11 protein-coding genes are annotated in these 13,435 nt (G+C 73.3%); 2 read left to right on the plus strand and 9 right to left on the minus strand.

Features of this window, described 5'->3' with window-relative positions; translation table 11 throughout:
- Positions 1-10: 10 nt before the first annotated feature.
- Both AB0H83_RS07200 and pgsA read right to left on the minus strand, forming a co-directional pair.
- Positions 11-931, minus strand: coding sequence for a phosphatidylinositol mannoside acyltransferase (locus AB0H83_RS07200; protein ID WP_360088245.1), 921 nt, complete (start codon positions 929-931; stop codon positions 11-13).
- Entirely contained in the window at positions 928-1,569 is a 642-nt protein-coding gene (gene pgsA / locus AB0H83_RS07205; protein ID WP_360088248.1) for a phosphatidylinositol phosphate synthase, read from the minus strand. Before pgsA ends, AB0H83_RS07200 begins: the two co-directional genes overlap by 4 nt.
- A 189-nt stretch (positions 1,570-1,758) precedes the next feature.
- Here pgsA and AB0H83_RS07210 point away from each other — a divergent pair, with 189 nt between their 5' ends.
- Positions 1,759-3,921 (plus strand): elongation factor G-like protein EF-G2, encoded by a 2,163-nt coding sequence (locus AB0H83_RS07210; protein ID WP_360088251.1) that lies wholly within the window; start codon positions 1,759-1,761, stop codon positions 3,919-3,921.
- Between the two features lie 19 nt (positions 3,922-3,940).
- Here the strand turns inward: AB0H83_RS07210 and AB0H83_RS07215 are convergent, their stop codons facing one another.
- Complete coding sequence (locus AB0H83_RS07215; protein WP_360088254.1) at positions 3,941-4,396, minus strand: GNAT family N-acetyltransferase; 456 nt, start codon at positions 4,394-4,396, stop codon at positions 3,941-3,943.
- A 37-nt stretch (positions 4,397-4,433) separates the two neighbouring features.
- Between AB0H83_RS07215 and AB0H83_RS07220 the strand changes: the two genes are divergently transcribed.
- Complete coding sequence (locus tag AB0H83_RS07220; protein ID WP_360088257.1) at positions 4,434-5,450, plus strand: hypothetical protein; 1,017 nt, start codon at positions 4,434-4,436, stop codon at positions 5,448-5,450.
- A 15-nt stretch (positions 5,451-5,465) separates the two neighbouring features.
- On the opposite strand, the gene AB0H83_RS07225 is transcribed toward AB0H83_RS07220, so the two are convergent.
- The 6 genes from AB0H83_RS07225 to AB0H83_RS07250 form a co-directional block, all read right to left on the minus strand.
- Entirely contained in the window at positions 5,466-5,930 is a 465-nt protein-coding gene (locus AB0H83_RS07225; RefSeq protein WP_360088773.1) for an HIT domain-containing protein, read from the minus strand.
- A gap of 82 nt (positions 5,931-6,012) precedes the next feature.
- Positions 6,013-8,001 carry a threonine--tRNA ligase gene (gene thrS / locus AB0H83_RS07230; RefSeq protein WP_360088260.1) on the minus strand — a complete coding sequence of 663 codons (1,989 nt, stop codon included), beginning with the start codon at positions 7,999-8,001 and terminating at the stop codon, positions 6,013-6,015.
- A gap of 222 nt (positions 8,002-8,223) precedes the next feature.
- Positions 8,224-8,805, minus strand: coding sequence for a phosphatase PAP2 family protein (locus tag AB0H83_RS07235; RefSeq protein ID WP_360088263.1), 582 nt, complete (start codon positions 8,803-8,805; stop codon positions 8,224-8,226).
- Positions 8,806-8,886: 81 nt separating this feature from the next.
- Positions 8,887-11,412, minus strand: a complete 2,526-nt coding sequence (locus AB0H83_RS07240; RefSeq protein WP_360088266.1) for a VIT domain-containing protein — start codon at positions 11,410-11,412, stop codon at positions 8,887-8,889.
- Between the two features lie 11 nt (positions 11,413-11,423).
- Positions 11,424-11,993, minus strand: a complete 570-nt coding sequence (locus tag AB0H83_RS07245) for a MerR family transcriptional regulator (protein ID WP_360088269.1) — start codon at positions 11,991-11,993, stop codon at positions 11,424-11,426.
- Positions 11,994-12,011: 18 nt separating this feature from the next.
- Positions 12,012-13,355: an ATP-binding protein gene (locus tag AB0H83_RS07250; protein WP_360088272.1), complete on the minus strand. Its 1,344-nt coding sequence runs from the start codon at positions 13,353-13,355 to the stop codon at positions 12,012-12,014.
- Positions 13,356-13,435: the final 80 nt, after the last annotated feature.

Below are 13,435 nucleotides of genomic sequence, written 5' to 3' on the forward strand. Positions count from 1 at the left end.
TGGGCCCTCCTCACACCGCGGTGCTGCTGGTGACGGGGGTGTCGATCCAGAGTCGTTGCAGCATGTGCCAGTCCTGCGGGTTGCGGGCGATCCCCTCGGCCAGGACGTCCGCGATGCGCTGGGTGAGCAGCCGGACCCGCACGTCCAGGGCCCCCTCCTCGGGCGCCGGCAGCGGGATCGGCCCCTCGAGGCGGCCGGCGGCGGCGTCCGGGTCGAACCACATCGACACCACGTACAGCGGGGCACCGGTGCGCAGGGCGAGCAGCGCCGGGCCGGCCGGCATCTTGGTCCGGCCGCCGAAGAAGCCGACCTCGACACCCCGGGCGGTCAGGTCCCGGTCGGCGAGCAGCGGCACCACGTACCCGGCCCGCAGCCGCTCCTCCAGCACGTCGAACGGGGGCCGCTCACCGCCGGCCGTCGGCAGGATCTCCATACCCAGCGAGCGCCGGAAATGCAGGAACCGCCGGTAGACGCTCTCGGGCTTGAGCCGCTCGGCGACGGTCACGATCGGCCAGCCCTTGGCGGCGACCCACGCGCCGGCGGCGTCCCAGTTGCCGGCGTGCGGCAGGGCGATGACCGCGCCGGTGCCGGCGGCGACGTCGCGGGCCAGCAGCTCCTCGCGCTCCAGCCGGAACCCGGTCAGGTGCTCGGCCTTCGAACGGCCCGGCAGGCGGAACGCCTCCAGGTAGTAGCGCGCGTAGGAGCGCAGCCCCCGGTCGACCAGCTCGGCGAGCTCCGCGTCCGACGGCCCGTCGCCGACGACCCGACGCAGGTTGGACGCGAGCGTCGCGGTGCCCTTGCCGCCTTTGCCGCCACGGTACCGCCGGGAGCCGTGCGCCGCCGCCGCGGCGAAGCACGGCCAGACGACGGAGCGGGGGAGCTTCGGGATGAGGGTGAACGCGGCGCCGTAGCCGAGTTCCGCCAGGTTCACGAGGCGACCCGGTCGCCGGAGGCGGCCGCGAGGTCGCGCGCCTGCCGGTACACGTGCGACATCCGCTGCCAGACGGTGATCACCGACAGCAGTACGAGCAGCCACAGGGCCGCCTCCATGCCGTAGGGGACGCCGAAGCCGAACAGCAGGCCGCCGATGCCGACGAGGATGAGCCGCTCGGTGCGCTCGGCCAGCCCGACGTTGGCGGTCATCCCGAGGCCCTCCGCGCGGGCCTTGACGTAGGACACGACCTGCCCCGTGAGCAGGCACAGCAGCGCCGCGGCGCACTCGCGCAGCTGCCCCTGGGAGGCGAACCAGTAGGCGACGGAGCCGAAGATGGCACCGTCGGAGACGCGGTCCATGCTGGAGTCGAGCAGTGCGCCGAACTTGTTGCTGACGCCGAGCTGGCGGGCCATGGACCCGTCGAGCATGTCGGTGAGGCAGCTCACGGTGACGATAACGAGCGCGATGACCATATGGCCGCGCGTGGCGAAGCCGACGCTGCCGATGAGCACGCCGATCGTGCCGGCGACGGTCACCGCGTTGGGGGTCACGCCGGCGCGCAGCAGCGCGGCCGCGACGGGGTTGACGATACGGGCCAGTCCGGCCTTGCTGACTACGCTGAGGATCTTCGCCATGGCGCTCCCACGATAACGGCGCCGGAGCTTGGCGGATACCTGCGCGTGGGGCTGCTCACGGTGCTTGAGTAAACCGTATGACGTCGGTGAGGTCGAAGGACTCTTGTGCCGGTGATGGTTCGGGTGTGGGATCGGTGAACAGGTCGTGACTGTGAGACTGCTCACAGCAGGCAGGACGGGAGGCGCGTGATGGCGCAGAAGGTCCAGGAGAAGGGTGTCGCCGGCCCGGTGCCGGCGGTTGATGACCCCGGCAGGGTACGCAACGTGGTCCTCGTCGGGCATTCCGGTGCCGGCAAGACGACCCTCGTGGAGGCGCTGCTCGCGGCGACCGGCACGATCGGGCGGGCCGGCTCGGTGGCCGACGGCACCACGGTCACCGACCACGATCCGGCGGCGGTGCGGCAGCAGCGGTCGGTGACGCTGTCCTGCGCCCCGCTGGTGCACGACGGCACGAAGATCAACCTGCTCGACACCCCCGGCTACGCCGACTTCGTCGGGGAGCTGCGCGCCGGCCTGCGGGCCGCCGACGCGGCGCTGTTCGTGGTGTCGTCGGTGGACGGCGTCGACGCGGCCACCGCCGCGCTGTGGGAGGAGTGCGCCGCCGTCGGGATGCCCCGGGCGGTCGCCGTCACCCGCCTCGACCACCCGCGCGCCGACTTCCAGGACACCGTCGACCACTGCCAGGACGTCTTCGGTGACAACGTGCTGCCGCTGTACCTGCCGATGCTCGGCGACGACGGCGCGGCGGTGGAGGGGCTCATCAGCCTGATCACCCACCGGGTCTTCGACTACTCCGCGGGCTACCCGCCGGCGGCGCGCGACCCCGAGCCGCAGCACCTGCCGGCGATCGAGGAGTCGCACAACAGCCTCCTCGAGGGCATCATCGCCGAGAGCGAGGACGAGACGCTCATGGAGCGGTACGTCAGCGGCGAGGTGATCGAGACCTCGGTGATCATCGAGGACCTGGAGAAGGCCGTCGCCCGCGGCACGTTCTTCCCCGTCGTGCCCGTCTGCGCGCAGACCGGCCTCGGCATCGACGCCCTGCTCGAGGTGCTGACCAGCGGGTTCCCGTCACCCCTGGAGCACGTCGTGCCGCCCGTCACCGACGTGGCCGGCGACCCGCACGCCCCGCTGCGGTGCGACCCGGCCGGCCCGCTGATCGCCGAGGTGGTGAAGACGACGATCGACCCGTACGTCGGCCGCGTCTCCCTCGTGCGGGTCTTCTCCGGCACGCTGCGCCCCGACCAGCCGGTGCACATCTCCGGGCACGGCATGGCCGAGCGCGGCCACCCCGACCACGACGCCGACGAGCGCTTCGCGCACCTGTTCTCGCCGCTCGGCGCGACCCTGCGCGAGGTGCCGTACGCGGTCGCCGGCGACATCGTCGCGATCACCAAGTCCACCACGGCCGAGACCGGCGACACGATCTCCGGCAAGGACGACCCGATGCTCATGGCACCCTGGGTGATGCCGGAGCCGCTGCTGCCGATCGCGATCGTCGCCCGGACCCGCTCCGACGAGGACGCCCTGGCCAAGAACCTCGGCCGGCTCGTCGCGGGCGACCCGACGCTGCGCCTGGAGCGCAACCCCGAGACCCACCAGCTGGTGCTGTGGTGCATGGGCGAGGCGCACGCCGACGTGGTGCTGGACCGGCTGCGCGCCGGCGGCGTCGAACTGGACACCGAGCCGGTGCGGGTCGCGCTGCGCGAGACGTTCGCCGCGCCCAGCCGGGGGCACGGCCGGCATGTCAAGCAGTCCGGCGGCCACGGGCAGTACGCGGTCTGCGACATCACCGTCGAGCCGCTGCCGCGCGGCACCGGCTTCGAGTTCGTCGACAAGATCGTCGGCGGGGTCGTGCCGCACAACTACATCCCGTCGGTGGAGAAGGGCGTGCGCCACCAGATGGAGCGTGGCATCGTCGCCGGGTACCCCGTCGTCGACGTGCGCGTCACCCTGGTCGACGGCAAGGCGCACTCGGTGGACTCCTCCGACGCGGCGTTCCAGACCGCGGGCGCCCTCGCCCTGCGCGAGGCCGCCGAGCAGGGCCAGACGACGCTGCTCGAGCCGATCGACGAGGTCACCATCCGCGTGCCGGACGAGTTCGTCGGCGCCGTCATGAGCGACCTGTCCGGCCGGCGCGGCCGGGTGCTGGGCAACGAGCCGGACCCCGCCGGGCAGGAGCGGACCCTGGTGCGCGCCGAGGTCCCCGCGACCGAGCTGGTCCGGTACGCGGTCGAGCTGCGGGCCATGACCTCGGGCTCGGGCACGTTCAGCCGCGCCTTCGCCCGGCACGACCCGATGCCGTCGCACCTGGCGGACGCGGTAAAGAAGGAGCACGCCGCGGCGCGCTGACCCCGCCCGCCGGGGTGACCTACGGGTGTGGCTGGATCTCGCGGTCCAGCCACACCCGGTCGCGCAGCTCGATCCCGTCGACGACGATCCCGGGCGGGTACCCGTTCGCCGGGGTGAACGCGTCACGCTCGACGCTGCGGAAGCGGAACCCCTGCCGCTGGTAGAAGCGCAGGTTGCCGACGTCGGCGGCGCCGGTCGCGACGAGGAGCAGCCGCCGGCCCTCGTCCGCCGCCCGCCCGGCCGCGGCCCGGATCAGGGCGGCGCCGATCCCCTGCCCGCGCCGGTCCTCGACCACCGCCATGTTCTTGATCTCGTCTCCGACGAGCTGCAGGTGGCCCAGCAACCGCCCGTCCTGCACCGCCACCAGGACGTGCCCGAGCCCCAGGTAACGGTCCAGCTCGGCCGCCGAGTCCTCGGCCAGCTCAAAGAGCCACCGGATGCCGGCCCGGTCGCCGCGATACTCCACCACTCGCACGACGCCCACCTTCGCAGGCCCGCCTACACTGCGCGGCATGATTTTCTCGCGGGGCAGGAAACAGGACCCGGTCGTGGAGTTCTGGGCCTGGTGGCCGACGATCCGTCCGGCGGTCACCGCAGCCATCGCCACCGGCGAGTTCGAGCCGCTCACCCCGCAGATCAGCAAGCGGGTCGCGGCCATCCACAAGGACCTGACCTGGGAGTTCAGCAAGGGCAGGGACGCCAGCCACGCGCTGGTCGTCTCCCCCGCCGGCAACCCGGCACTGCGCGCCGTCGTGGCCCGCTGGGGCGCCCTGGCCCCGGCGTCGGACCCGGAGTGGGAGTTCCACACCGCCCGCCAGCCCGACCACGACACGCTGTCGGCGTCGATCGAGATCGCCGGCGCGCGGCTCGACCTGGGCCTGCTGCGCTTCGCGTTCAGCGTCGACGAGTCCTCGGCTGCGATCGACGTGATCGGCCACCACCCGATGTTCCGCAAACTGCCGGAGCCGGTCCGCGGCCAGATCGTCTTCCTCGCCCTGGACTGGCTGCTCGGCGAGGAGGGCGTCGAGCTGTGGATCGGCGACGTCGACATCAGCGCGGACGAGCCCGCCGGCGCCCGGGACCCGCTGGAGCTCGCCGCCGCCGTCGACGCGCTGCGCGAGCAGTACCGCGAGCCGACCTGGGTGGTGTTCTCCGCCGAGGTCGACGGCGCCCCGCTGACCGGGATGGCGCAGCGGCCGCTGCGGGCGGTGCGCTGGCCGCGCTTCGACACGCACGTCGCGATCACCCTGCCGTACGACGCCGACCCGGCCACCGGCCTGCCGGCCGAGGACGCCCTCGACGCGCTGCGGGCGTTCGAGGACGGCCCCGTGGAGATGGCGCTGCACGGCGACGGTGAGCTGGTCGCCCAGGAGACCAGCGCGGGGCGGCGCACCCTGCACTGCTACGTCGACGGCGGGTCCACCGCAGGCGACGACCTCAAGGCGGCCGCGGCCGGCTGGACCGGCGGCCGGGCCAGGACCAGGCAGCGCCACGACCCCGCGTTCACGGCGGTGGCGCACCTGTCCTGAGCAGCGCCGGCCTTTCTAGTCCCAGACGGACGCCAGCAGCTTGCGGGTGTCGCCGAGCAGCTGCGGCAGGACCTTGGTGCGGCCGACGACGGGCATGAAGTTGGTGTCGCCGCCCCACCTCGGCACGATGTGCTGGTGGAGGTGCGCGGCGATACCGGCGCCGGCGACCGAGCCCTGGTTCATGCCGAGGTTGAAGCCGTGCGCGCCGCTGGCCCGGCGGATCACCCGCATCGCGGTCTGCGTGAACGTCGCCAGCTCCACCGTCTCCCCGGCGGTGAGCTCGGTGTAGTCGGCGACGTGCCGGTACGGGCAGACCATCAGGTGACCCGGGTTGTACGGGTACAGGTTGAGCACCGCGAACACCAGCTCACCCCGGGCGACGACGAGGCTGTCCTCCTCCGGCAGGCCGGGCGCCCGGCAGAACGGGCACCCGGTCGGCTCGTCGTGGTCGCCGGCCCGGTCCTCCTTGATGTACGCCATCCGGTGCGGCGTCCACAACCGCTCGAGGTCGTCCGGGGTGCCGGTCACGCCGCCTCCTCGCTGCCCTGTCGGGAGTACCCGGTCACGCCGCCGAGGGTCCCACGTTGGTGCGGGACCGGACGACCTCCACCACGTGCGCCACGGCCTCGTCGAGGGCGACGCCGTTGCGCTGCGAGCCGTCGCGGTAGCGGAACGACACCGTGCCGCCGCTGACGTCGTCGTCGCCGGCGATCGCCATGAACGGGATCTTCTGCTGCTGGGCGGTGCGGATCTTCTTCTGCATCCGCTCGTCGGAGTAGTCGACCTCGACCCGGATACCCTCCTTGCGCAGCCGGACGGCGAAGTCCGCGAGGTAGTCGGCGTGGTCGCCGCGCACCGGGATGCCGACCACCTGCACCGGGGCGAGCCACGCCGGGAACGCACCCGCGTAGTGCTCGGTGAGGACGCCGAAGAACCGCTCGATCGAGCCGAACAGCGCCCGGTGGATCATCACCGGCTGCTGCCGGGTGCCGTCGGAGGCCTGGTACTCCAGGGCGAAGCGCTTCGGCTGGTTGAAGTCGACCTGGATGGTGGACATCTGCCAGGTCCGGCCGATCGCGTCGCGGGCCTGCACCGAGATCTTCGGGCCGTAGAAGGCGGCGCCGCCCGGGTCGGGCACGAGCTCCAGCCCCGACTCGACGGCGGCGGCCCGCAGCGCCTCAGTGGCCTCCTCCCACTCCGCCGCCTCGCCGATGAACTTCGGCGAGTCGTCGCGGGTGGACAGCTCCAGGTAGAAGTCGTCGAGGCCGTAGTCGCGCAGCAGGTCGAGCACGAACCGCAGCAGGTCGCGCAGCTCGCCCGGCATCTGCTCCTTGGTGCAGTAGATGTGCGAGTCGTCCTGGGTCAGGCCCCGGACCCGGGTGAGGCCGTGCACGACGCCGGACTTCTCGTAGCGGTACACGGTGCCGAACTCGAACATGCGCAGCGGCAGCTCACGGTAGGACCGGCCGCGGGCCCGGAAGACGAGGTTGTGCATCGGGCAGTTCATCGCCTTCAGGTAGTACTCCGCGCCCTCCATCTCCATCGGCGGGAACATGGTGTCGGCGTAGTACGGCAGGTGGCCCGACGTCTGGAACAGGTTGGCCTTGCTGATGTGCGGCGTGTTGACGAACTCGTAGCCGGCCTGCTCGTGCCGCTGGCGGGAGTAGCTCTCCATCTCCCTGCGGATGATGCCGCCCTTGGGGTGGAAGACCGCGAGACCGGAGCCGATCTCCTCGGGGAAGCTGAACAGGTCCAGGTCGGCGCCGAGCTTGCGGTGGTCGCGGCGGGCCGCCTCCTCAAGGAGTCGCTGGTACTCCTTGAGCGCGTCACGGGTCGGCCAGGCGGTGCCGTAGACCCGCTGCAGCTGCGGGTTCTTCTCCGAGCCGCGCCAGTACGCGGCGGCGGTGCGGGTGAGCTTGAACGCCTGGATGAGCCGGGTCGTCGGCAGGTGCGGCCCCCGGCACAGGTCGGACCAGCAGACCTTGTCGGACTGGGCGTCGAGGTTGTCGTAGATCGTCAGCTCGCCGCCGCCGACCTCCATCACCTCGCTGGTGTCGACGTCGCTCTTCACGTCGATCAGCTCCAGCTTGAACGGCTCGTCCTTGAGCTCGGCCTTGGCCTGCTCCACCGACTCGAACCGCCGCCGCCGGAACCGCTGCCCCGACTTGATGATCTCCTGCATGCGCTTCTCGAGCTTGTCCAGGTCGTCGGGGTGGAACGGCTTGTCGACCTGGAAGTCGTAGTAGAACCCGTGCTCGATCGGCGGCCCGATGCCGAGCTTCGCCTCCGGGTGCAGGTCCTGCACCGCCTGGGCGAGCACGTGCGCGGTCGAGTGGCGCAGCACGTTGAGCCCGTCGGGCGAGGACAGGTCGACGGCCTCGACCTCGGTGTCCTGCTCCGGCGCCCAGTCCAGGTCGCGCAGCCGGCCACCGGCCTCACGGACCACGACGATCGCCTTCGGTCCGCTGGTCGGCAGCCCGGCCTCGGCGACCGCGGCGGCGGCGGTCGTGCCGGCCGTGACCACGAGGGTATTCGAGCGCACTGTGGACACGGTCTGCTCCCAAGCGTGAAGAGGTCTGATTCCTCCGAACTCTATCCGCCGCGCCTTCCCGGGGCGCAGATCACCCCGCCGGACCCGCGCCGGAGGCGCGGGCGGCAGGTCAGCACAGCGCGGAGAACACCCCACCAGCCCGCGCCGAAGGCCCGGACAGCACAGTCAGCGCAGCACGGAGAACACGACGCCCGGGCCGCGCCGAGGGCACGGACAGCAGGGTCAGCGCAGCACGGAGAACACGACGCCGGCGACCGCGGCGCCGACCAGCGCGCCGACGACGACCTGGGGCACGGTGTGGTCCTTGAGCTCCACCCTCGACCAGCCGACCGCGGCGACCAGCGGGGCCGTGACCGCCAGGGGCCAGCCGTACACCAGCACGAGGATGACGAGAGCGCCCGCGGCGACCGCGGTGTGGATCGACATCTTCCACCAGTGGTTGACCGCGGCGGCCACGACGAGCCCGACCCCGCCGGCGACCACGGCGGCCAGCAGCTCACGCTGCGCGTGCAGGACGAGCAGCACCACGAACCCGACGGTGACCGAGGCGAGCCCGACCAGCAGCGGCCCGCGCCGCTGGCGGTGGTCGCCGACGTGCCGGTCGGTCAGGTCGCCGCGGCGCACACCGCGCAGGATGTACAGGAACGGCAGCACGCTCTCGAACAGCGCGGCGACCACCCCGAGCAGCAGCCCTCGCCCCACGCTCGGCGCGCCGTGCACGGCCAGCAGCACCAGCAGTACCGACACCAGCACCGCTGGGGCGAGCAGTTCGGTGACCGCTCGGGCCAGGCGCTGGAAGATCACCGCAGTACCGTACCGGCAGAGGCGCCGGCCGATGTACTCCCCCGTTCGAGCACATCGGCCGGCACTCCCGGTCTCAGCTGGTCAGCGCTTCCAGAACGCGCCCCGGGCCGCAGGCGGCTGGGCGCCGGTGCCGGCCATCGCGTCGAGCATGTCCAGGACCTCCCGCCACAGCTCGTCGAGGGGCCGGGCCGCGATCGCCGCGGGAGTGAGCTGCTCGGCGAGGGCTCGCAGGACCCCGATGCCGAGCACCGCCAGCCGCGACCCGAGGTCCTCGAGCAGCTCGCGCCGCTCGAAGTCGGGCCGGCCCTCGGCCTCGCGCAGCCGCCGCGCCTCGCCGGCCGCGAGCTCCTGCAGCTCCGCGAAGCCGGCCCGCTGCTGCTCCGCCTCCACCGACGGCTGCTCCGCCGGGACCTGCGGCCGGGCGGCCCCCTTGCCGCGCAGCGTCCGCTCGGACCCGCCGCCACCGGGCCGGCCGAACACGGACCCCACCGACCGGCGCTGCCGCTGCGGGGCACCGGTCACCGGCGCGGCCGGCATCGGCCCCGGCGGCGGCATCATCGGCGGTGCCGGCGGCGGCGCCGACGGCATGGGCGGCATCATCTGCGGCGGGCCGCCCGGTGCCGGCATCGCCGCGGTCCGGCTGAACATCGGCGATGCGGCCGGCGCGGAATACGACACCGACGTCGGGTGCAGCGGCGGCGGTGGCACCGCCACCGGCAGCTCCCAGCCGGCCGGCAGGTCGACGGGCTGGACCACCTGGCGCGGCTCGCCGCCCTCGGTGACGACCCGCTTGTCGACCGCGACATACGCGGTGAACCGGCACAGCACCTGGAACCGCAGCGAGATCCCGGTGATCCGCCGCTCGAGCTCCTCGCCGCCGCCGGTGCCGGAGACGTAGGCGTCCTCCAGGTCGCGCAGCAGCGCCCGGGCCCAGATCGCGGTCAGCGCCGGGTTGTCGTGCCGGCCCGCGGTGACCGTGGTCGACCAGGGGCTGCCGTCGCGCATGGTGCCGGCGACCGTGAGCGAGCCCTCGCCCGCGCCGCGGTAACGACCGGTGACGACGAACGGCACGCCCGGGAACACGTCGGGCAGCCGGGCCGGCGCCTGGGTGCCGTCGAGCAGGTCGAGGCCCTCGGCGGTGACGGTGACACCGTTCGCGACGGGCGCGCCGATGCGCCGGTGGATGCGGTCCATCGCCTCGTCGAGACGGTCCTCGCTCTCGACCAGCTCGCAGCGGCCGCCGCCGGCGATCGCGAGCCGGCCGAGGAACCCCGCGTTGACGGCCTGGTCGATGCCGACGGTGTGCACCCGCACCCCGCGCAGCGCGGCGGACACGGTGCGCAGGATCTGGTCCTCGTTGCCGACCTGGCCGTCGGTGACCAGGACGATGACCCGGTCGCGGTCGCCAGCCCCCGCTGTGCCGGCCCCCACACCCGCCGCATCGAGGAGCTTCAGGCCGTCGATGAGTGGCTGGAGCAGCTCGGTGCCGCCGCGGGCGTCGACCCGCGCCAGGTGCTCCACGGCGCGGAACCGGTGCCGGTCGGTGCCGTCGGCCAGGCCGGACGGCAGCGAGTCGGGCGTCTCCACCCGGTCGTCGAAGGCGAGGACGGCGAACCGGTCGGCGACGGTGAGCGTGTCGACGATGCGGGCGGCGGCGCGGCGGGCCGCGACCATCTTCCAGCCGCCCATGCTGCCGGAGCGGTCCAGCAGCAGCACCACGTCCTTGGGCTTCGGCGGCGCCTGTGTCGCCGGCGGCAGCACGGTCAGCCGGTAGGTGCCCTCGTCGCCGGTGGCGTCGGGGACCAGGGCCAGCCCGGCCTCGCCGGGCCCGTAGGCGAGGCGGAGCACGAAGTCGCGGTCGGCCCGCTCGCCCGGCAGCACCGACACGGTCTGCCCGGACCGCTGCACCGTGTGCAGGCTGGAGCGGACGTCGCCGAGCGGCAGCCCGGCCGGGTCGATGTCGACCTCGATGCTCAGGCGCAGCGGGTTGGGGAACCCGGGCAGCAGCACCGGCGGCGTGATGCGGGACGCATCGGGCACGGCGTCGGTGTCCAGGGCGTGCCCGACCCCGACACTGTCACCGTCGAGGGCGCTGCCGGGGATGTAGCGGGGCGCGACGACCAGCGGGAAGCGGAACGTGGCCTCGCCGTCCTCGAACGACAGCGGCCCGGCCAGTGACAGTGCCACGCTGACCCGCTCGCCGGGCAGGATGTTGCCGACCCGCATGGTGAACACGTCGGGCCGCTCCTCCTCGGCGATCGAGGCGCGGCGGCCGGCGGCGATGGCCCGGTCGTAGGTCTCGCGGGCGGCGCCGCGCTCCTGCAGCTCGGCCTCGACGACCCGCCCGTCGGCGGTCATCGCCATGCGGGTGACCGCGGCGCGGTCGGGCAGCGGGAAGACGTAGGTCGCCTCAAGGGGCTCGTCGTGGACGTTGACGAACTCCTGGGTGAGGTCGATCCGCGCGACCAGGCCGGTGATGGCCGTGCGGACGTCGATCCGGTCGAGCGGCAGGTTGCCCCGCTCGGTGCGCAGCGCGCCGAGACCGGCGTCGTCCTTCGGCGCGGCGACCCGAAGGGCCTCCGCCTCGCTCATCGTGGCGACTCTCATTGCACACTCCCTCACTCGGGGCTCGGATCGCGCACCGGCTGCCGCGTCGTTGCACGCGTCAGCCCGCGCGCCGCCAGCAGGTCCAGCAGCGGCTGGGCGGCCGCCTGGATCGCGGCCACGTCGTCGGGTCCCGGCGTGCCGGGCAGCAGCAGCGTCACGTCACCGCCCAGCGGCACCCCGCTGAGCAGTGCGGGCGGTGGCGCCGGTGGTGGCGTGTGCGGTGCGGGCGGCTCGGTCCAGAACCTGGTGCGGGACGGTTCGTGCCGGGGCAGGTCGGCGATCTCCCACAGGACGTCGTCGGGTGCCTCGGCGAGCTCGATCTGGATGTCGGCGATCCGCCTGCCCTCCGACTGCCGGCGTTTGATCGCCACCAGTTGCGCAAGGTGTCGCGGACCGTAGAGCGCGGTGCGGCCCCGCATGGTCGGGCGGTCGACAAGGCCGATCGTCGCATACCACCTGATGGCACGGGCGTCGGGAACGTCGCGCACCCGACCGTTGGGTGCGCCCGCATAGGCGGTGCCTTCGAGCGCGGCGGCAACGCGTGCCGTCAGCTCGTCGAGCGTCCATCCTGTCGCGGTCACACGTCAATCATGACACTGTCACATGACACTGTCAAGAAATCTGGGCAGCCGCACCTCGGCCCGCACCCCCGGCCGGGCGTCGAGCAGCCGTACCGTGCCGCCGTGCCGGCGGACCAGCTCCCGCACGATCGCCAGGCCCAGCCCGGTGCCGCCGGCGTCGCGGGCCCGGCCGTCGTCGAGGCGGGTGAAGCGGTCGAAGACCCGCTCGCGCAGCGGGCCCGGGATGCCCTCCCCGTCGTCGGTGACCGTGACCAGGACCTCCTGGCCCTCCGCCTCGGCCCGCAGCACGACCCGGGTGCGGGCGTGCCGCACCCCGTTGTCGACGAGGTTGAGCACGACCCTGATCAGCGCGTCCTGCTCGCCCTCCACCCACAGCGACGCCTCGGACGGCTCGACCGCGACGCTGGGGTACCGCTTCGCCAGGTTGGTCAGCAGGCTCTGCATCTCGACCGGCTCGCGCGCCACCCGCCGCCCGTCGCGCTCGTCGGCCCGCGCCAGCAGCAACAGGTCGTCGACCAGCCGCTGCAGCCGGTCGAGGTCGGTGAGCAGGTCGTCGCCGACGGACTGCCAGTCGCCCAGCTGTTGCGCCACCTCGACCTGGATGCGCATGCTCGCCAGCGGGCTGCGCAGCTCGTGCGCGGCGTCCGCGATGAACGAGCGCTGCCTGGCCCGGGTGGTGGCGAGCCGGTCCAGCATGTGGTTGAGCGTCACCGCGAGCCGCTGGATCTCGTCGCTGGACGGCGGCACCGGCAGCCGCTCGTCGGTGGCCGCGCCGGTGATCCGCTCCGCGGACGCACTGAGCCGGTCGACGGGGGCCAGGGCCTGGCCGACGACCCGCCAGGCGATCGCGACCAGGATCGCGACCAGCGCCGGGTACGTCACCCACAGCGACGTGCGCAGCAGGTCGAGACTGCGGTTGTAGTCCCCGAGCGGCACCGCGACGACCACGAACCGCCCGTCCTCGACCTGCCGGACGGTCACCCGCAGCGGGTCGCGCTGCAGCGCCCGGTCGCCGGGCACGGTGATCCGCCCGTGCCGCGCCGCGGCGATCTCGTCCTCGTGCAGCATCGGTACGAGCAGATCGGCGTTACGGTCGCCGGCGACGACCCGGTGCTGCTGGTCGATGACCTGCACCACCTGCCCGGCGGGCGCCGGCAGCGGGGAGGGCAGCGCCTGGCCCTCCTGCAGCAGCGCCGCGACCTCGCCGGCGGTCGCGTCGGCGGAGCGGTCCAGGGTGCCGCGGAAGCTGTACGTCATCGCCGTCGCCATCGCGATCCCGGCGATCGCCAGCCCGACGACCAGCCCGCTCGTGCCGAGCAGGACCAGCCTGCCCCGCAACGACAGCCTCGACCACCAGGTCATGCCACCTCCGCTCCGCTCCGGCGGCCTGACCTTCGCCCCTGAGCCTGCTGATTCGCAGCCCCTCCGCTACGCTCCGGCCC

The organism is Dactylosporangium sp. NPDC050688, assembly GCF_040654515.1.
GTDB lineage: Bacteria > Actinomycetota > Actinomycetes > Mycobacteriales > Micromonosporaceae > Dactylosporangium.

Excerpts from the sequence above, each read along its gene's own strand:
- pgsA (WP_360088248.1), bottom strand. The coding sequence starts at position 1,569 with ATGGCGAAGATCCTCAGCGTAGTCAGCAAGGCCGGACTGGCCCGTATC.
- AB0H83_RS07210 (WP_360088251.1), top strand. The coding sequence starts at position 1,759 with ATGGCGCAGAAGGTCCAGGAGAAGGGTGTCGCCGGCCCGGTGCCGGCG.
- AB0H83_RS07220 (WP_360088257.1), top strand. The coding sequence starts at position 4,434 with ATGATTTTCTCGCGGGGCAGGAAACAGGACCCGGTCGTGGAGTTCTGG.
- AB0H83_RS07225 (WP_360088773.1), bottom strand. The coding sequence starts at position 5,930 with ATGGCGTACATCAAGGAGGACCGGGCCGGCGACCACGACGAGCCGACC.
- AB0H83_RS07240 (WP_360088266.1), bottom strand. The coding sequence starts at position 11,412 with ATGAGAGTCGCCACGATGAGCGAGGCGGAGGCCCTTCGGGTCGCCGCG.
- AB0H83_RS07250 (WP_360088272.1), bottom strand. The coding sequence starts at position 13,355 with ATGACCTGGTGGTCGAGGCTGTCGTTGCGGGGCAGGCTGGTCCTGCTC.